Annotated in this window: 15 protein-coding genes; 7 read left to right on the top strand and 8 right to left on the bottom strand. The window is 47.9% G+C overall.

The window, feature by feature from the left end; genetic code table 11:
• Window positions 1–23 precede the first annotated feature (23 nt).
• From IL_RS08735 to pabB, 3 genes are all read right to left on the bottom strand, one after another.
• A complete protein-coding gene (locus tag IL_RS08735; protein ID WP_011234944.1) occupies window positions 24–1,397 on the bottom strand; it encodes an L-serine ammonia-lyase in 1,374 nt (457 codons plus the stop codon).
• Window positions 1,398–1,493: 96 nt separating this feature from the next.
• On the bottom strand, window positions 1,494–2,108 hold the full coding sequence (locus IL_RS08730) for a CoA pyrophosphatase (protein ID WP_011234943.1): 615 nt from the start codon (window positions 2,106–2,108) through the stop codon (window positions 1,494–1,496).
• Window positions 2,105–3,487, bottom strand: a complete 1,383-nt coding sequence (gene pabB, locus IL_RS08725; protein ID WP_011234942.1) for an aminodeoxychorismate synthase component I — start codon at window positions 3,485–3,487, stop codon at window positions 2,105–2,107. Before pabB ends, IL_RS08730 begins: the two co-directional genes overlap by 4 nt.
• 137 nt (window positions 3,488–3,624) lie before the next feature.
• Between pabB and IL_RS08720 the strand changes: the two genes are divergently transcribed.
• Together IL_RS08720 and rmuC are read left to right on the top strand one after the other, a co-directional pair.
• A complete protein-coding gene (locus IL_RS08720; RefSeq protein ID WP_011234941.1) occupies window positions 3,625–5,148 on the top strand; it encodes a fumarate hydratase in 1,524 nt (507 codons plus the stop codon).
• On the top strand, window positions 5,148–6,491 hold the full coding sequence (gene rmuC, locus IL_RS08715) for a DNA recombination protein RmuC (protein ID WP_011234940.1): 1,344 nt from the start codon (window positions 5,148–5,150) through the stop codon (window positions 6,489–6,491). Before IL_RS08720 ends, rmuC begins: the two co-directional genes overlap by 1 nt.
• 25 nt (window positions 6,492–6,516) lie before the next feature.
• Here the strand turns inward: rmuC and cysZ are convergent, their stop codons facing one another.
• The gene (gene cysZ, locus IL_RS08710) at window positions 6,517–7,257 is read right to left on the bottom strand and encodes a sulfate transporter CysZ (RefSeq protein WP_011234939.1); all 741 of its coding nucleotides are present in this window, start codon (window positions 7,255–7,257) and stop codon (window positions 6,517–6,519) included.
• 145 nt (window positions 7,258–7,402) lie between these two features.
• On the opposite strand from cysZ, the gene smc reads away from it, so the two are divergent.
• The 3 genes from smc to ligA are packed head-to-tail and all read left to right on the top strand — an operon-like array spanning window position 7,403 to window position 13,888.
• On the top strand, window positions 7,403–10,861 hold the full coding sequence (gene smc, locus IL_RS08705; protein ID WP_011234938.1) for a chromosome segregation protein SMC: 3,459 nt from the start codon (window positions 7,403–7,405) through the stop codon (window positions 10,859–10,861).
• 24 nt (window positions 10,862–10,885) lie between these two features.
• A complete protein-coding gene (zipA, locus tag IL_RS08700; RefSeq protein ID WP_011234937.1) occupies window positions 10,886–11,863 on the top strand; it encodes a cell division protein ZipA in 978 nt (325 codons plus the stop codon).
• Window positions 11,864–11,875: 12 nt separating this feature from the next.
• Window positions 11,876–13,888, top strand: coding sequence for an NAD-dependent DNA ligase LigA (gene ligA, locus IL_RS08695; RefSeq protein WP_011234936.1), 2,013 nt, complete (start codon window positions 11,876–11,878; stop codon window positions 13,886–13,888).
• Here the strand turns inward: ligA and IL_RS08690 are convergent.
• The 3 genes from IL_RS08690 to gloB are packed head-to-tail and all read right to left on the bottom strand — an operon-like array spanning window position 13,885 to window position 16,844.
• Complete coding sequence (locus IL_RS08690; RefSeq protein ID WP_011234935.1) at window positions 13,885–14,391, bottom strand: hypothetical protein; 507 nt, start codon at window positions 14,389–14,391, stop codon at window positions 13,885–13,887. The two genes, ligA and IL_RS08690, sit on opposite strands and share 4 nt — an antisense overlap.
• Window positions 14,392–14,399: 8 nt before the next feature.
• On the bottom strand, window positions 14,400–16,034 hold the full coding sequence (locus tag IL_RS08685; RefSeq protein ID WP_011234934.1) for a LysM peptidoglycan-binding domain-containing protein: 1,635 nt from the start codon (window positions 16,032–16,034) through the stop codon (window positions 14,400–14,402).
• 48 nt (window positions 16,035–16,082) lie between these two features.
• Entirely contained in the window at window positions 16,083–16,844 is a 762-nt protein-coding gene (gene gloB / locus IL_RS08680; RefSeq protein ID WP_011234933.1) for a hydroxyacylglutathione hydrolase, read from the bottom strand.
• A gap of 74 nt (window positions 16,845–16,918) precedes the next feature.
• On the opposite strand from gloB, the gene IL_RS08675 reads away from it, so the two are divergent.
• Entirely contained in the window at window positions 16,919–17,689 is a 771-nt protein-coding gene (locus IL_RS08675) for a class I SAM-dependent methyltransferase (protein ID WP_011234932.1), read from the top strand.
• Window positions 17,686–18,075 carry a rhodanese-like domain-containing protein gene (locus IL_RS08670; RefSeq protein ID WP_011234931.1) on the top strand — a complete coding sequence of 130 codons (390 nt, stop codon included), beginning with the start codon at window positions 17,686–17,688 and terminating at the stop codon, window positions 18,073–18,075. The genes IL_RS08675 and IL_RS08670 overlap by 4 nt, the downstream gene beginning before the upstream one ends.
• 1 nt (window position 18,076) lies before the next feature.
• Here IL_RS08670 and rnhA read toward each other — a convergent pair whose 3' ends face one another.
• Window positions 18,077–18,550, bottom strand: coding sequence for a ribonuclease HI (rnhA, locus tag IL_RS08665; RefSeq protein ID WP_011234930.1), 474 nt, complete (start codon window positions 18,548–18,550; stop codon window positions 18,077–18,079).
• Between the last annotated feature and the right edge of the window lie 36 nt (window positions 18,551–18,586).

Raw genomic sequence — 18,586 nt, 5'->3', positions numbered from 1 at the left:
GCACCGGCAGCAGCATCAACTGGTTAACATTCAATAATATTGACTGCCAAACCGCCGCGAGCGGTTTCTTTGTATTTGGTTTTCATATCGTTGCCGGTGTCCCACATGGTTTTAATCACTTTATCCAGAGACACTTTATGATCGCCTTCGCCTCGCATGGCTAAGCGGGCGGCATTAATGGCTTTAACCGAGCCCATGGCGTTTCGTTCAATACAGGGTACTTGTACTAAACCTCCCACCGGGTCGCAGGTTAGACCCAGGTTATGCTCCATACCTATTTCTGCCGCATTCTCGACTCTTGACGGGTCACCGCCCATAAATTCGGCCAGGGCACCAGCGGCCATTGAACAGGCAACACCCACTTCACCCTGACAACCGACTTCAGCACCTGAAATTGAAGCATTTTTCTTATAAAGAATACCGATAGCAGCTGAAGTCAGTAAGAAGCGCACGACTGCATCTTCGTCCAGCGTTTCGATGAATCTGTCAGCGTAGCTCATTACCGCAGGAATAATGCCAGCGGCTCCGTTAGTCGGGGCTGTTACAATGCGCCCGCCTGCGGCATTTTCTTCGTTAACGGCTAAAGCGTATAAATCGACCCAGTCCATGACCTGCATGGCATCGCTGGATTTTTCTTTCTTCAGTCGCTGATATAAAGACGATGCGCGGCGACGCACTTTAAGTCCACCCGGCAGAATGCCTTCGGTAGTAATACCGTTTTTGATGCTTTCCTGCATGGTGCGCCAAATCTTCATTAATCCGGCCCGAATATCCTCTTCACTGCGGAAGACTTTTTCGTTAGCCATCATTAATGAACTCATGCGCATACCGTGCTCTTTGCAATGCGCCAGAAGATCCGCTGCACTGTCAAACGGATATGGAATAGGTTTAGACGACTGTTCTATCGCTTCTTCCAGCGTCTCGTCAAAATCTTCATCGCGCACAATGAAGCCACCGCCGATGGAGTAATATAGGTCGCTATAGATGATCTCACCGTCTTTTAGCAGCTTGAGTTCCATGGCGTTGGCGTGTTTGGGCATGGTTTTTCGGCGGTGAAAAGTAATGGCGCCTTCGCTGGGAAAGGAGACTTCTTTCTCACCAAGCAAGTTCAGCTTTTCAGTCTTACGAGTTTGCTCCAGAAAATCTTCCACGCTGTCAGTGTCTACTGTTTCGGGAGTCTCTCCGACCAATCCAAGAATAACGGCTTTGCCGGTACCATGACCTTTACCCGTTTGGCCTAGTGAACCAAACAGCTCAACTTTAATCCCGTCTGCTTTAGTAAGGTGTCCCGCCTCTTTTGCGGCATGCAAAAATTCATAGGCTGCTTTCATCGGCCCCACAGTGTGAGAACTGGAAGGACCAATACCAATTTTGTAGATATCAAAAACGCTGATCATATTTATCCTTACCTGTCGCGCATGCGTATTCTGTTTATTATAGTATTGTCGCACGATTCATGTGGGGGGAATCAAGTTTTAAGCAAAAATAAGTGGTCAGTTCAGTGGTCTGAAGTGATTTTTGCCGTCGGGCTGCAGTTGCTCTGATAACTCACGTAAAATACCGGCGGTTGCGCCCCAAATATTGCGATGTTGCCAGGGGATGAAATACACTCGGTCGTAGATAAACTTTCGAATACGGTAAACGTAATGGTTCCCATGATCGAGAATATCAGCCAGCGGTACTTCAAAAATCTCAGCGACTTCACTTTCCTCGGCAACCAAGGGCTGTTGTGGCGAGACAAAAGCCACGTAAGGTCGGATCATAAAATACGATAAGACAGGGTAGTCGTGTAAACGTCCTATGACTTCGACTTGACTGCGGGGCAGGCCAATCTCCTCTTCAGTTTCCCGCAGAGCCGTGTCCAGTAAATCGCTATCAGTTTCGTCAAAGCGGCCTCCGGGGAAGCTGATTTGACCCGCATGCTTGCGCAATTTGCTGGAGCGCCGGGTAAGTATTAACGACAACCCATGCGGACGCTCAATAATTGGGATTAACACCGCCGCGGGGCGCAAACGTTTGCGCAAAGGCTCATCAATTCTGCGCTCAACCGGCGGCGAAGGATAAAGGCTAAATCGACGAATAAAGTCTGCGCGAGTATTGATTGTCATGAAGTTAACACCGGCAGTATGCGTGACACTTTGTCTTTGGTTTCCTGGTATTCATCTGCTGCTGTCGAGTCCGCGACCAGACCGCCACCGGCCCAGCAATATAAGTGATCATTTTCGGCGAGCAGTGTACGAATGGTTATGCTGGTGTCGCTACGACCGTGCTGAGAAAAGTAGCCCATACTGCCACAGTAGATACTACGGCGATGGGGCTCCAGCTCTTCAATAATTTGCATGGCCCGAATTTTCGGTGCGCCAGTAATAGAACCGCCCGGGAAAGCGCCGTTAAACAAACTTAATGCGGTACGGTCGGGTTGCAGTTTGCCAATAACTGTCGATACCAGGTGGTGAACCGCCGGAAAACTCTCTATGGCAAACAGGCTTGGCGTTTTGATGCTGCCCGGCTTACAGTTTTTACTGAGGTCATTACGCAGCAAATCCACAATCATCAGGTTTTCTGCGCGGTCCTTTTCTGAGGTTAACAGAGCCTGCTGACTAGCCTGATCTTTAAGCGAATTTTCAAACCGCGGACGCGTGCCTTTAATGGGTTTTGTTTCTACCAGTCCCTTGGCGTCGGTTAGCAGAAAGCGTTCCGGCGACAGGCTCAGAATAGCGCTGCCGGGAAGGCGCATAAAGGCAGAAAACGGTGCTGAATTCGCTTGTCGTAATTTAAGGTAAGCGGACCATTCACTGCCTTGATAACGGGCTGAATACCGTTGCGCTAAATTAATTTGGTAGGCATCTCCGGCCAGCAGATAGTTTTGCACGGCCTTAAATTTCTCGGTGTACTGCTGCTCGCTCATATTGCTTTGCCAGTCGCTTAGCAATTGAAAAGCGTCGGGCTTTTTTGTTGCTACTGGCTGTTCCCAGAATTCTCGAAGCTCTTCTGACCCTTCTATTGGTGCAACTAACCAGATCGCGTTGCTCTGCCTATCGATAATCAACGCCTGGCTGTAGTAGGCCAGTACTGCATCGGGAGACTGATAGATGTCTGCATTAAACTCAGGTATGACTTCCAGCGAACGGCCATGGTCATAGCCGACAGCCCCGGCAAACCCGCCCTGAAAAGGCAGTTCAGCAGGCCCCGAATAATGACCTGATAACTGATTCAATTGCCCGGCATAACGGCAAAGCTCGGCTGCGTCTTCGGGGGCTGGCGGTAGTTCTAAAGGAGCGTCTGTTGATACATTTAACTTGCCTGCTTTGCAGTTTAAAATCAGTTCTGGCTGTCGGAAGATAATATCGTAGGCACAGTTCTGGTGGCTTTGCGCGGCAGAGTCCAGTAATAGAGCGTAGCTTTCATGCTGACAACGCTGAAATAACTCAATAGCTGAGGCTTCGCAATCAAGTTTTATCGCACAGAGATCCGGGAAAACACTCACATCATGCTCGCAATTCAGGCTGGTTATTCATTACCAATATACTATCACAGCAAATATTCGCCGGTCAGTGGCACTGGTCAGTTGTTAGCGAAAACGCTATTATAGCGCCACGCAAAAGTTAACCAAGAGGCAGTTCCATGACCACCATTCGTCAGGCCGATTTTATTGACAGTATTGCCGATGCGTTGCAGTACATTTCTTATTATCACCCACTGGACTTTATTAAAGCACTGGACGAGGCATACCAGCGTGAAGAGAACGAAGCGGCGAAAAACGCCATTGCTCAGGTGCTGACTAACTCGCGTATGTCTGCGCAAGGGCACCGTCCAATTTGCCAGGACACCGGTATTGTCACCTGCTTTGTGAAAGTGGGCATGGGCGTGCAATGGGATAAAACCGACCTGACCGTTCAGCAAATGGTGGATGAAGGTACTCGTCGAGCCTACAACAACCCGGACAACCCACTGCGTGCTTCTATTGTGGCTGACCCGGCGGGCGCTCGTAAAAACACTGGCGATAACACGCCAGCTGTGGTGCATATTGATATGGTGGCGGGCAATGAAATTGAAGTGATGATTGCCGCTAAAGGTGGTGGTTCTGAGAATAAATCGAAAATGGCCATGTTAAACCCCAGCGATTCGATTGCCGATTGGGTTGTTGAAACCTTGCCGAAGATGGGCGCTGGCTGGTGTCCGCCGGGTATGCTGGGTATAGGTATTGGTGGTACAGCGGAAAAGTCTGCGGTATTGGCAAAAGAATCTTTAATGGAGTCTGTCGATATCCATGAGCTTATTGAGCGCGGCCCGCAGAATGCCGAAGAAGAGCTGCGTTTAGAAATTTTGAACCGCGTTAACGCATTAGGTATTGGTGCTCAGGGTTTGGGAGGTTTAACAACGGTGCTGGATGTGAAGATTAAGTCACTACCAACCCACGCAGCCTCTAAGCCTGTCACTTTAATTCCGAACTGTGCAGCCACCCGTCACGTTCACTTTACGTTAGACGGCAGCGGAGCAGCAGATTTAACCCCGCCGAAACTGGAAGATTGGCCGGATGTGACTTTTGAACTGGGTGATGATGCCCGCCGTGTGAACCTGGATGAAGTGACCAAAGAAGACATTCAGGACTGGAAAATGGGTGAAACCGTGCTCTTGTCCGGTAAGTTGCTGACCGGTCGTGATGCGGCGCACAAACGCATTAAAGGTATGCTGGATAACGGTGAAGAGCTGCCAGTTGATTTCAACAACCGCTTTATTTACTACGTAGGGCCGGTAGATCCTGTGGGTGATGAAGTTGTTGGTCCGGCAGGTCCTACAACCTCTACGCGTATGGATAAATTCACTGATCAGATGCTCGAAGAAGCCGGTATTATTGGTATGGTAGGCAAAGCAGAGCGTGGCCCTGAAGCTGTGGAAAGTATTCGTAAGCACAAAGCGGTTTACCTGATGGCCGTGGGTGGTGCCGCGTATTTGGTCGCTAAAGCCATTAAAAAATCCCGGGTTGTTGCCTTTGAAGACTTAGGTATGGAAGCCATTTATGAGTTTGAAGTGGAAGACATGCCGGTCACTGTTGCTGTGGATAGCGACGGTCAAAACGCGCATACCCAAGGGCCTGCTATCTGGAAAGCGAAAATTGCTGACCTCAATGAAAAATTAGGAGCTTAATGATGTCGCTGGCACTGTGGCAATGGATGGCAATAATTGGAGTGCCGGTTGTGACTGTCATTACGGCGTTGTTGTTGCTTTGGCAACAGCAGCGCCGTTTGCGTTTACAGGCAGAACAACAAAATGCGGCACTGGAGCAAGACGCGGATATTCTTCGTGAGCGCGTCGATGAACTTCAGCTCGAAGTCTATGAAAAAGACAGCCGTCTGCGTGAAACTCTGGCTAGATCTGAGCATGAGCAGAAAACCGCAGAAGAAAAGCTGAACCTACTGAAGGTTAGCGAAGAACGGCTGACCCAGCAGTTTGAAAATTTAGCCAACCGTATTTTTGATGAGAAGTCCAAAGGGCTGCAGCAACATCATCAGCAGTCGTTGCAGGCAACATTAGAGCCGTTCAAACAGCAAATTGATGCGTTTAAAAAGCAAATTACTCAGCAGTATACCGATGAGACCAAAGAGCGCTCGGCACTTAAAAATGAAGTGATGTCGCTTAAGGACTTAAATCGCCAAATGGCGTCTGAAGCTGAAGCCTTAACCCGGGCATTAAAAGGTGACACCAAGCAGCAAGGTAACTGGGGCGAAGTGGTACTGGAGCGTATTCTGGAGCAGTCCGGGTTACGTGAAGGGCACGAGTATCAGACACAGGAGCATCACCGCGATGAAGACGGTAAGTCGTTCAAGCCGGATGTGATTGTGCATTTGCCGAATAAAAAAGACGTGATTATCGACTCGAAAGTCAGTTTGTCGGCCTACGAGCGGTACTTCAACTCTGATGACGATACAGAACGTGAACGGGCGTTAAATGAGCACGTTCAGTCGCTGAAGCAACACATAAAACAGTTGGGTAAAAAGAGCTACCATCAACTGGAAGGGTTGCGTACGCTGGATTATGTATTGATGTTTATTCCGATTGAGCCGGCATTTTTGCTGGCTGTTGATCGTGACCCGGAGCTTATCCGGCTGGCGCTGGACAACCAAATTATGTTGGTAAGCCCGACTAACCTACTGGTTGCGCTGCGCACGGTGCATAACATCTGGCAGTATGAGTATCAGAATCAGAACGCCGAGAAAATAGCGACCGATGCGGCACGTTTGTACGACAAGTTTGTGGGCTTTGTCGAAGACTTAGAGAAAATTGGTAACGGCTTACAAACTCTGGATAACCGTTATCAGGAAGCTATGAAGAAGCTGAGTACCGGGCGCGGTAACCTTATTGGTCGGGTCGATAAGTTCCGCCAGATGGGAGTTCAAACGAATAAGCGATTAAACCCGGATTACCTCGACTCCGATGAAACAGGTCAGGAAGGTATTGAATCTGACGATGCTGATAAGAAAAACGACTGAGCCAATGCTCAGTCGCTTACTTTTATCAACTTAATGCACTGCGACGATAATGATCAACCCACAGTGAGGTTGCTCCACAAACCGCCAGCGGCATAATAATCAGGTTAATCAGCGGTATCATAGTCAGCACGGTTACCCCGAATCCAAACCCTAGTGTTTTACTGCGCTGTTGGTGTAATTCAGACCGCATACGCGGAAACGACAGTTTGTGATTATCGAACGGGTAATCTAAGTATTGTATCGACATCATCCAGCAGACAAAGATATACCAAAGGACCTGTCCAATTACCGGAATAACGAGCGATAACAGAAAAAAGCCAAGTGCTCGGGGAATGTAATACATGAGTTTCTGCATTTCCCGTTTTAAAGTCCTTGGAATGTCTTTAAACAAACCTAAGAATCCCTCGTCTCCTAAGCTCTCGCCGCTTTCATAGCGTTCCACTTTTTCCGCCAGAAGTCCGTTAAAAGGGGCTGCAATTAAATGCATGATGGTACTAAAAATAAACGAGAAGAGCGCAATAATGGTAATAACCGCCAGTGGCCATAAAATAAACTCCAGCCATTGGAAAAAGTCGGGCAGCCAGCTCATAAAGCGGTTCAGCCAATAGTCGACTTCGCCATACAGCCAGGTGAAAGCAAGTGAGAACAGGATAAGGTTGGTCAGAATAGGCACCACAACATAGCGACGCAGACCTTTGGTTCGGATAAGTTCTAAACCGCGTCCTATGTAAGCTAATCCCGAGTTGCTGTAGGCTGCTTTTTGCATGAAAACTCCAGAGGTTTTAATTTGCTTAGTATAATAAGGCAATACAATGGCAATGTGCGGGCTAAATTGTTACAAATGGCTACCGGATCTGCTAGAGTCTTGTGATAATAAACCGTCGTATTAAATTGATAATAAAAACAACTGAATGCGCCTAAAACACATCAAATTAGTTGGCTTCAAATCCTTTGTGGATCCAACCAAAGTTCCCTTTCCTGACCAAATGACCTGCGTCGTCGGTCCGAACGGCTGTGGCAAATCCAATGTGATTGATGCCGTGCGCTGGGTGCTGGGTGAAAGTTCAGCAAAAAACTTGCGTGGCGATGCCATGAGCGACGTGATTTTTAATGGCTCCAGTGCCCGTAAGCCGGTCTCTCAGGCCAGTGTCGAACTGGTTTTTGATAACAGTTCGGGACGTATTCAGGGCGAGTACGCGGCATTCAATGAAATTTCGGTTAAGCGCCTGGTGACCCGTGACGGCCAGTCTAATTACTTTTTGAACGGCAGTCGTTGTCGTCGCCGTGATATTACCGATTTATTTCTGGGAACCGGGCTGGGTCCGCGCAGCTACGCCATTATTGAGCAGGGCATGATTTCCCGCCTGATTGAATCACGTCCGCAGGAACTGCGGGTGTTTATTGAAGAAGCCGCAGGCATTTCAAAATACAAAGAACGTCGCAAAGAAACTGAAAACCGGATGCTGCATACGCGCGAGAACCTGGAGCGCTTGAGTGACGTTCGCGAAGAGCTGGGTCAACAGTTGGAGAAGCTGGAGCGTCAGGCCGCGGCTGCCATTCGTTACAAGGAGTTGAAAGCCAGTGAGCGTAAATTTAAAGGTGAACTGCAGGCCCTACGCTGGCTAAAACTGGATAATCAACGACAGCAGTTGCAGACACAATACGCCGAACAACAAACCGAGCTTGAACGCTGGCAGGCACAGCAAAGTGGTGATGAACGGGGCGCTATTGAACTGAAAGAGCAGGCTGAAGAAGCGCGCGACAGAGTAGAGCTGTCGCAGGAACAAATGTTTTCAGTGGGCAATGAAATTACCCGTATTGAACAAACTTTGAAACATCAGCAAGAACTAAAAGAGCAGCGCAGCCAGCGGCAACAGCAGTTAAATGAAGAAATAGATCAGCTTAATGAGCAGTTGGCGGATGATCGCCTGCAAAGAGAACAATTGGAAGAACAGCAGCTGATGCTGGAGCCACAACTGGAGCAGGTTGAGGAACAGATGGAAAGCGTGGCTGAACAGTCTCAGCAAGCTAATGAGAAATGGCGTCAGTGGCAGCAACAACAACGACAGCAGCAACAGCAGCAACGCGATGTCGAAAAACAGCAACAGCAGGCGCAACTTAAACTGCAGCAGCTGAAACAGAGCCAACAATATGCGTTGCAACAAGTGGAGCAATTTCACAGCCAGCAACAAGAGTTGCAGCAACAGGAACAAGCATTATCTGTTGACGAGAACGAACAGGCTCTGGTCGAACTAAAACGTCAGCTGGAGCAGGAAGAAACTCGGTATCAGCACAGTAAGCAGCAACTGCAGGCTCTGCAGCAAGGGTTTAAAGAACAGCAGCAACAGCACCGACAGAATCAGCAGCAACAAGATAAAGCTCAGGCTCAGTTAACAGCCATTGAGCAACTGTTGGAAGGGAAGCAAAATAACGATAGCCGCAGTGAAAAATGGTTACAGCAAAACTATCCAGACAGCTTGAAAGTGAGGGAGTTACTGCAGGCTGAAAGTGGCTGGGAAATGGCGGTTGAGCAGTTGGCTTACGACTGGCTGGATGCCGTGGTTCTGGAACAAACTCCGGAAGAATTGAAAGCGGTTTCTGGGGTGAAGCTGGTGTGGCCTGTGAGTGGACAAGAGCCTGAAAACTGGTCTCTGGCCAGTAAGGTTAAAGGTCCGTTACGTTATTGGGCGCCGTTGCAGCAGTGTCTGGCGATTGAACAGGATGCTGATGCGAAGCAGCAATTACAACAAAGCAATGCCAGTTTTGCGGTATCAAAAACCGGCAATTGGTATTGGCAGGACGGTTTTATCGCGGCTCGAGTTGACGAAGATAACAGTGTTCTTCATTTGCAGACACAGCGCCAAAATTTACTAGAACAACTGCAAGTGCTGGCTTCCAGGTTGTCTGAAAGTGAAACGCAGCTGGAGCAAACTCAGACGCAGGTTGAACAGGCGCAAGAGCAGCTGGAGCAGGTTAATGAGCAGGTTCAACAGACCCGTAACGAGCAGGGGAAAGTTGAAGAGCGGCTGCAGTGGAACTTACAGCAGGCCGAGCAAATACAGCAGCAGTTAATGAGTCTGCGAGATAAGCAGCAAGAGCAACGATTGCATGCGGAAAACGCCGCTGAGCAGCAACAGCAAATCGAAATGCAGTTGGAAGAGTATGAGTTGTTACTGGAGCAAACGGAGCAGGTTGATGAAGACTACGGTGAGCAACTGGAGTCTACAGTGCGTGCCGAAGATGAACAGTTACAGCAACTGCGTAGCCAACAGCAGCAGATGACAATGCAACAGCAGAATTTACAGGCTCAGGCTGCACAGTTACAGAAATTACTGCAGCGCAGTGAACAACGTTACCAGCAACTTCGGCAGGAACGCAGTGAGCAACAGACTAACGAGACAGATGAAAATCAGAGTGCTCTTGATGATCAGTTAACCGAATTGCTGGATAAGCGTGGTGAAGTTTCAGAACAATTGCAGGAACAACGTCAGCAATTGTCGCGGTTAGAGCACGACTTGCAGCAAATAACTCAAGGACAATCTGCAATTCAGGTCAAAATAAGCCAGGCCAAAGAGGCTATGCAGAGTACTGAAATTGAGCAGGCTAAATTGCAGGAACGTAGTCAGGCTGTGCTGGAAACGCTGGCTGAAACAGGCCTTACATTGAAAAATATACTGGAAGAACTCTCTTCCGACGCTGATGAAAAGCAGTGGCAGCAAGAGCTGGAGTCAATACAAAATAAAATAAAACGCTTAGGCGCTATTAACCTGGCGGCAATTGATGAAGCCGAAGCGCAAAGAGAACGTAAACAGTACCTCGACCAGCAAGTGGATGATCTATCATCGGCGCTAGACACTTTAGAAGCGGCGATTCGTAAGATTGATAAGGAAACGCGACATCGGTTTAAAACCACTTTTGATGCGATAAACCATGATTTACAAATTCTGTTTCCGAAAGTTTTTGGTGGTGGCAGTGCCACTCTGGAACTTACCGATGATGACTTACTGGAAACCGGGGTTACCATCATGGCAAGGCCACCGGGCAAGAAAAACAGTACAATTCATTTGCTTAGCGGTGGAGAAAAGGCACTGACCGCATTATCATTGGTATTCGCGATATTTCGCTTGAATCCGGCACCTTTTTGCCTGTTAGATGAGGTTGATGCGCCATTAGATGATGCCAACGTAGGACGGTTCTGCCGTCTGGTGAGTGAAATGTCGGAATCGGTGCAATTTATTTATATAAGTCACAATAAAGTGGCAATGGAAATGGCTACCCATCTGGCAGGGGTAACAATGCAGGAAGCGGGCGTTTCGAGATTGGTAGCGGTTGATGTTGAACAGGCTGTGGCGATGACAGACGCCGGATAACAAAATAAGCTTGATGGAGCAAAAATGGGCAGTTTACAAATAACCCTCAGTATTCTTGGGATCTTGGCAATCGCAGGTATTGTTGCGCATGGCGTATGGAAGATACGTAAAGGTAACCAGCAACAACGGCAGCGTGAACAACGGGTTGCAGAAAATCGTCAGCAGCAATCGTCCGGTTTTGATGACGACGGCATTGGCGAAGTTCGGATTTTAAAGAAAGAGACTTCAGATGACGGCTTTAACCATGACCAAGCCGTTGAACCAAAAGCAAAAACATCGTCGCACAGTAATGTGAGAACACAGGACAATGATGCGGAGGCTGTCGAGCAAATGTCGATGGACCTTAGCAATGATGACGATATGTCTGACTCATTACCGTCTATGCGTGTCAGCAATGATGAAACGGTTGAAGTAGAGCAAACTGAGCTTAAGTTTGATGGGGATGTTCCTTCAGAGCCTGATGACTCTTATAAAAGTGCCGCCGAACAGAGCTCTTTGCAAGAGTCGGAGCAGGAGCTTGAGCAAGAACCTGAACCTGAAACTGAAACAGAAGTCAGTGCAGATACGACTGATGATTTTGAATCAGCTCCGGAAGAAGTTATTGCGTTACATGTTAAAGGGCCGGTACAGGGCGCAGTGTTGTTGCAAATGATGACCGAGCTGGGCTGTAAATTTGGCGAACTGGGTATTTTCCACCGCTATGAAAACACCGCAGGCACCGGCCCCATGATTTTTAGTGTCGCCAACATGTTCAACCCCGGCACGTTTGACCTGGATAACATGGAAAACTTTGAAACCGAAGGCGTCGCGTTTTTTATGGCCTTACCTATGAAATTTGACGGTCAGCAGGCCTTTAATATGATGTTGAATGCGGCTAAAAAGCTCGCTACCGAAATTCCTCAGGGGCAGGTTTTGGATGGCCAGCGCCAATTATTGACCCGCCAGTCTATTCACGAAGCACGCCAGCGTATTCGTGAATTTGAACGTAAACACTCAGCTTAATTACAGGTCACTATGAATCAGTCTGTTCACCAGCGCATGCAAGAGCTGGAGCAATTACTTAATCGTTACAACCAGGAATATTATGAGAATGACGAACCATCAGTGCCGGACGCTGAATATGATCGTCTTTTTCGGGAACTGAAAACTCTGGAAACTGAACACCCGGATTTAAAAAGTGCCCAGTCTCCGACTATGAAAGTGGGTGGTAAACCCTTAGGTCAATTTAGAAGTGTTGAACACGAAGTTCCGATGTTGTCACTGGATAACGCTTTTTCTGTCGATGAGTTTGAAGCTTTTAGCAAGCGCGTTGAACAGCGGCTGGATACCAATCAAACTGTGACTTTTTGTTGTGAGCCTAAGCTTGATGGCGCTGCGGTCAGTTTACTCTATGAAAATGGCCTGTTAGTGCGTGGCGCAACCCGTGGCGATGGACAAAGCGGTGAAGATATTACCGAGAACGTTAAGACCATACGCAATGTGCCGCTAAAGCTCTCTGGCGATGTTCCTGAGCGACTGGAAGTACGGGGTGAAGTGGTTATGCCATTGGGAGCTTTTGAGCGCTTTAATGAGCAGGCCCGGCAGCGCGAAGAAAAGGTCTTTGCTAACCCCCGAAATGCGGCGGCAGGCAGTTTACGCCAGTTAGACTCCAGAATTACCGCAAAACGTCCTTTGCACTTTTATGCTTATAGTCTTGGGTTAATATCAGAAACCACACAACTTCCCGACAGTCATCACCAGCGTTTGTTACAGTTGAAAGACTGGGGACTGCCGGTGAATATTGAAATAAAGACGGTAGACTCGGTGCAGGGTTGCGACGATTACTACGAAGCTATTTTGGCCCGCCGGGATACCTTAAATTACGATATTGATGGCGTAGTTTTTAAAGTGGATTCTATTCGCTTGCAACAAGACTTAGGCTTTGTCGCACGTGCGCCGCGCTGGGCTATTGCACGTAAGTTTCCCGCGCAGGAACAACTGACGACCATTACCGGAGTTGACTTCCAGGTTGGCCGTACCGGCGCGATAACGCCGGTTGCGCGCTTAGAGCCGGTTAATGTGGGCGGCGTTACAGTATCTAATGCGACTTTGCATAATGCGGATGAAATTGAACGACTGGGTGTGCGTATCGGCGACTGTGTCAGTATTCGCCGCGCGGGTGACGTTATTCCGCAAGTGGTCAGCGTCATAAAAGATAAACGTCCTGAAAACACGAAGGCAATTGAATTTCCTCAGCATTGCCCGATTTGTCAATCCGATATTGAACGCGTTGAAGGCGAAGCCGTTGCCCGCTGTACCGGTGGTCTGTATTGCGCGGCTCAGCGAAAGGAAGCGATTAAACATTTTGCTTCCCGCAAAGCCATGGATATTGATGGACTAGGCGATAAAATTGTCGAGCAACTGGTAGAGCGGGACTGGATAAAATCGCCGGCCGATCTTTATCGTCTGTCCAAAGCTGAATTGGCAACTTTGCCGAGAATGGGCGCTAAATCTGCAGAAAATCTTCGAAATGCCATTAAAGCGACACAGGAAACAACTTTAGCCCGTTTTATTTATGCATTAGGTATTCGGGAAGTCGGGGAAGCGACGGCAAACGCGCTGGCGAACCACTTCAAAAACCTGGATGCTTTAATTGCTGCTGAAAGTGAACAGCTACAGGAAGTTCCGGATGTCGGTGCTGTTGTCGCTAAGCATATTGTGGCTTTTTTCCATGAAGCCCATAACCAGCAGGTGGTTGCGGAATTGCGTGAGTTTATTTCCTGGCCTGAGGGTGAGGAGGCAAGCTCCGTGCAAAGTGACCGCTTATCGGGCAATACCTATGTTATTACCGGTACTTTGTCGACTATGACTCGTGACGAGGCGAAGTCTGCTTTAGAAGCCTTAGGGGCGAAAGTTGCTTCTAGTGTTTCTAAAAAGACAACCGCGCTGGTTGCCGGAGAAAATGCCGGCTCAAAACTGACCAAAGCCCAGTCCCTCGGGCTTGATATATTAGATGAGAATGCGTTAGCTGAGCTGCTCAGCGACTAACGTCCTTTAACGCTCAGGTCTTTCAGAAGGCCTGAGCCATTGATATCGACAATGCCTTTTTCTTCATCAAACTCGAACCGGATAGTCGGGTGTGTGGTTTCCAGCAGATAGCTACGGTCATCAATCTGCACTCGCAGATGACTCAGTGGTTCATCTTCATCAAACTCTTGCCGGTGATTCATGCTGACTTTGTGATCACCAATATTGAGCTCGAAACCTTTGAAGAAACCATTAGCAAACTCTGCGACATAAACCTGTCCCTGCTTATTTACAAACAGATTAAGAATGTAATTTGGCGGCATTTCGGACGTACGCATTTGCGACTTTCCGGCAGTAAAAATAATGGTGTCATAAACCTTTTTATACTCAAAACCAAAGGTTAAAGGTTCCGTACGGCCTGATGGATAAATGACTTTACCACTACCTTCGGCTTTCCAGTCAGCTAAAGTCTGAGCGCTAAATAGTAGCGCTGCAAAGAAAAAAAAGTATTTTACGCTATTCATAGGTTGCCTCAACTACTTACCTCGGTAACATCTACTTTTAACTTAAGCATTTGTCCGGGTTGTAGATAACGATTGCGTTGAATGTTGTTCCATTGTTCAATTTGACGAATGGTGACATTAAATTTATCAGCAATCCTGGCTAATGAGTCACCGCTACGCACACGGTATCTTATATTACGCATGATACTGTTAATACTGCTTTGTATCGTCGAAGAAGGCTCGGCTTCCGTCCAAACCACGAGTTCTTGTCCTGGCCTTAAATAATCCCCCGGAGCCATTGAGTTCCAGCGAGCCAAGTCACGAAGGTTTACCTGATAAGCGCGACTGAGATCCCAGAGCGTATCGCCAGACTGAACAACGTGTTCAATACGTTTACCTGAACGTTTCTGATCTTGACGGTCTTCACGGCGCTGATCTTGCGATAACGTGTAATTGTCGATATCGAGTGTGGCAACTGGCACTAGCAAATGATCGCCTGCGCGGATGATATCACTGCTGATGTCATTAACCTGCTGTATCACGTCAACAGACGTATTGTATTTTTTGGAAATAACGAGCAGGCTCTCACCCGATTTAACCTCGTGGCGGGTCCAGCTCAGCCAGTCTTTTGGCTCTGTTTTATCCAAAGCCTGTTTAAATTTATCCGCATTTTGATTAGGCAGAAGTAAACGATGTGGGCCGTTCGGCGCCGTTGCCCAGCGGTTATAACCAGAGTTATACTGGTGCAGTAAATCCAGAGGCATATCAGCCATATCAGCAGCTAATGCTAAGTCGATTTGTGCTGGTGTCTCAACAACCTCAAGCTTTGGCTGATTTTCGATCGGGTACCATGCCACACCATACTCTTCACTGTTGGCTAATATTTCTGCTAAAGCTAATAGCTTGGGCACGTATGCGCGAGTTTCGCGAGGTAGCGACAGATTCCAGAAGTCAGTTGGTTTGTTCAGACGCTCATTCTTGCGAATTGCAGCGGCAACTCGGCCTTCACCTGAATTATAGGCTGCCAGTGCGTGCATCCAGTCACCGTCGAAGTATCGATGAAGTGCCTGTAAATAATCGAGTGCAGCGTGTGTTGCGGCAAAAACATCGCGACGACCATCGTACCACCAGTTGATATCCAAACCATATTGACGCGCGGTACCCGGAATAAACTGCCAGACACCAGAGGCACTGCCGTGCGAATAAGCAAACGGGTCGAAAGCACTTTCGACTATCGGCAATAAAGCCAGATCTACTGGCATATCACGTTTTTCCAGCTCTTCAACAATGAGATGCAGGTAAGGTTCAGCGCGTTTAGCAACGCGGTCTAAATACTCCGGGTGGCTGGCATACCAGTTGCGCTGGCTTTGCACTCTGGGTACATCAGGCACATGAAAGCTCAATTGCTGGCGAATACGCACCCATAAATCTTCCTGCTCTTGCGGGGTAAGCTTTACAGGTTCGCTGATTTTGATTTCTTCTTCGGCGTGCCGACTGATCACTTCTTCCGGAATGACCGTCAGTTTAAGCTCTGTAGTTTCGTTTTTTGTATTTACCGGTTCATTATTACTAAACAGCATTGTGCTCTGGCAGCCGCTTAATGCCAAACCACTGGCCACCATACAATACTTTAACCATACGTTCTTTTGCTTGCTGTTTATCATGCGTAATCTACTTCCGATAATTATTAAAATCTTGAGGAGTTTAAAGAATCACGCATTATCTTTCCACTGTCTAATTGTATAAAAAACATCCTCGGGGCTATTTTTTACACTTTCTGCATGCTTATTTGCTGCTGCAATAACACTTTTTTGGTCAAACCGGAGAAAAGGATTAATGGCTAACTCTAGTTGCAGCGTGCTTGGCAGAGTTATTTGCTCTTGTTCACGTAACATTCTGACCTTTTCAGCGTAACTTTGCAGCACAGCGTTCTCTGGCTCAACTTTCAATGCGAAATTTACATTCGCCTGAGTATATTCGTGGGCACAGAAGACTCGAGTTTCGCCCGGCAGCTTACGCAGCTTTAATAACGACTGCGTGAATTGTTCTGGCGTACCTTCAAACATACGGCCACAGCCACCGGAAAACAGTGTGTCACCGCAAAACAAAAAGCCGGGAGTATAAAAACTGATGTGGTCCAGTGTGTGTCCCGGAGTGGTTAATACCTGCCACTGAATACCTCCAACGGTCAGCTCATCGCCTTCTGTAACTGTCTTGGTGAGCGTTTTTATCTCTGGGTTTTCCGGACCGATGACCGGACACGGGCTCTGTTCTATTAATTCAGCTATGCCACCAGTGTGGTCGTAATGGTGATGAGTGACTAAAATAGTCTCAATACTTTTACTATTTTGTTCCAACCATTGTTGAACGGGTTGGGCTTCGCCGGGGTCTACAATAATAACCTTGTCTTTATCGTTGGTTTCAATTGCCCATATGTAGTTGTCGTCGAAAGCTTCAATAGCGTGCACTCGCATGTTAACCCCTATAACGCTAGGATGAGAAACCCAGCGAGTAAGTTGAAGATAAGTTCATAATACAGGAATTAGCCGTGTTAATTAAACCAGCATATTCGAAAATTGATTTAGCGGCTCCCGGGGACTGGCAGCAAATGGCCTGCGGGCACTACATGATGGAACAGACGGCTGAGTTAATTCGCGCTCATCAGCGACGGTTGAAACCAGGAAAAACCGTGGCTATAGGCTCTTTGAGTCCGGGGCTTAACGAGTGTATTAAAAATGGAGCTCAGTGGCTGACTGTCGGCACAGGTAGTGACGTAGCGGTTCGCAGCAAATTAACGGAGCTGGCTTTGAAGGAAGACAGTGTCGATAACCTAGTTGCTCCTTTTGTCCTTGAATTTTGTCGGCATCCGCACCAGCTACTTAGAGAGGCAACGCGAGTCCTGGACGACGATGGTGTATTAATACTTACAGGGTTTAATCCCTACAGTCCGGCGGTGGCCAGTGGCTTTTTCATTCGCCATAAAAAGAGTTTCCCATGGTGTGGAAGGTACTTTACGCCAGTACGAGTTAAAGACTGGCTGGAGCTGCTGGGGTTCGAAGTTCTGGAATCTGAATTTTATGTTTCCAATTTCCTGCATCATAGCGAGCACCGGGGAAGTGACTGGTCAACGAAGCTGAGCAACCTGGTCCCAGGGCTGCGTGCAGCTTATTTCATAGTGGCACGCAAACAAACTCTGATTAACAGATTAAAACCGTCAGCTCAAAGAAAGCAGCTTGCGGTTAATGGAAGACAGGCAGCAACAGCAATGACGACGAAACAGTTTTCAAAGTCGAATAAACAAATAAGAGGTAAATTATGATTACAGCACAAGAGTTATGTGGAAAAGCGAAATCGAACGTCAAAGAAGTAAACACCGAAGAACTACAAAAGGCCATAGAGCAGGGCGCGCGCGTTATTGATGTAAGAGAACCGGCTGAATATGGACAGGGGCACATTCGACAAGCGGTGAACATGCCCCGTGGTGTGTTGGAAATGCAGCTAAATCAGCACCCTGATGTGGCTGGATATGACAATGCTCTGGAACGCATCGCCGAAAAGCCTTTGTACCTTATTTGTCGAACCGGTGGTCGCTCAGCTCTGGCGGCAGAGAGCTTGCAACGCATGGGGCTGGATAATGTCTATAGCGTAGATGGCGGCATGAGTGCCTGGCAGGAAAATAAACTGCCGGTAGTTGCCGGCGAGTAATTTACTCGCCCCCAAATCCTTCATCTTCAAGCATAGGCTCGCGCGTTGCGGCGTCGCGGGCCAGTTCATCACAACGCTCATTTTGTTTATGCCCGGAATGGCCTTTAATCCATTTCCATTCAACTTTATGACGGTTAACTTCTTCGTCCAGTTGTTGCCATAAGTCTTTATTTTTAACCGCTTTACGAGCAGAAGTACGCCAGCCGTTTTGCTTCCAGCGATGCATCCACTGCTCGACACCTTGTTTCACATACTGGCTGTCGGTAGTCAGAATGACATGACAGGAGCGCTTTAACTCTCGCAGGCCAGCGATAGTAGCCAGCATCTCCATGCGGTTATTGGTGGTCAGACGATAGCCCTGACTTAATTCTTTGTGATGTTTTCCATATTCCAGTACAGCGCCATAGCCACCCGGCCCCGGGTTTCCCAGACAAGAACCATCAGTATATAAATGAACAGTTTTTGAGTTCGACATGTTACTTGCTACTATATCCTCTGTTTCCAGCGAGTA

Source organism: Idiomarina loihiensis L2TR (genome assembly GCF_000008465.1).
Classification (GTDB): Bacteria; Pseudomonadota; Gammaproteobacteria; order Enterobacterales; family Alteromonadaceae; genus Idiomarina; species Idiomarina loihiensis.
Note: the sequence above shows the minus strand (reverse complement) of the source record. Positions and strands in the feature narration are given on the sequence as shown.

Bases quoted from the DNA above. Each gene is read 5' to 3' on its own strand.
- IL_RS08735 (WP_011234944.1), bottom strand. From the start codon at position 1,397: ATGATCAGCGTTTTTGATATCTACAAAATTGGTATTGGTCCTTCCAGT.
- IL_RS08730 (WP_011234943.1), bottom strand. From the start codon at position 2,108: ATGACAATCAATACTCGCGCAGACTTTATTCGTCGATTTAGCCTTTAT.
- IL_RS08720 (WP_011234941.1), top strand. From the start codon at position 3,625: ATGACCACCATTCGTCAGGCCGATTTTATTGACAGTATTGCCGATGCG.
- rmuC (WP_011234940.1), top strand. From the start codon at position 5,148: ATGATGTCGCTGGCACTGTGGCAATGGATGGCAATAATTGGAGTGCCG.
- cysZ (WP_011234939.1), bottom strand. From the start codon at position 7,257: ATGCAAAAAGCAGCCTACAGCAACTCGGGATTAGCTTACATAGGACGC.
- smc (WP_011234938.1), top strand. From the start codon at position 7,403: ATGCGCCTAAAACACATCAAATTAGTTGGCTTCAAATCCTTTGTGGAT.
- zipA (WP_011234937.1), top strand. From the start codon at position 10,886: ATGGGCAGTTTACAAATAACCCTCAGTATTCTTGGGATCTTGGCAATC.
- ligA (WP_011234936.1), top strand. From the start codon at position 11,876: ATGAATCAGTCTGTTCACCAGCGCATGCAAGAGCTGGAGCAATTACTT.
- IL_RS08690 (WP_011234935.1), bottom strand. From the start codon at position 14,391: ATGAATAGCGTAAAATACTTTTTTTTCTTTGCAGCGCTACTATTTAGC.
- IL_RS08685 (WP_011234934.1), bottom strand. From the start codon at position 16,034: ATGATAAACAGCAAGCAAAAGAACGTATGGTTAAAGTATTGTATGGTG.
- gloB (WP_011234933.1), bottom strand. From the start codon at position 16,844: ATGCGAGTGCACGCTATTGAAGCTTTCGACGACAACTACATATGGGCA.
- IL_RS08670 (WP_011234931.1), top strand. From the start codon at position 17,686: ATGATTACAGCACAAGAGTTATGTGGAAAAGCGAAATCGAACGTCAAA.
- rnhA (WP_011234930.1), bottom strand. From the start codon at position 18,550: ATGTCGAACTCAAAAACTGTTCATTTATATACTGATGGTTCTTGTCTG.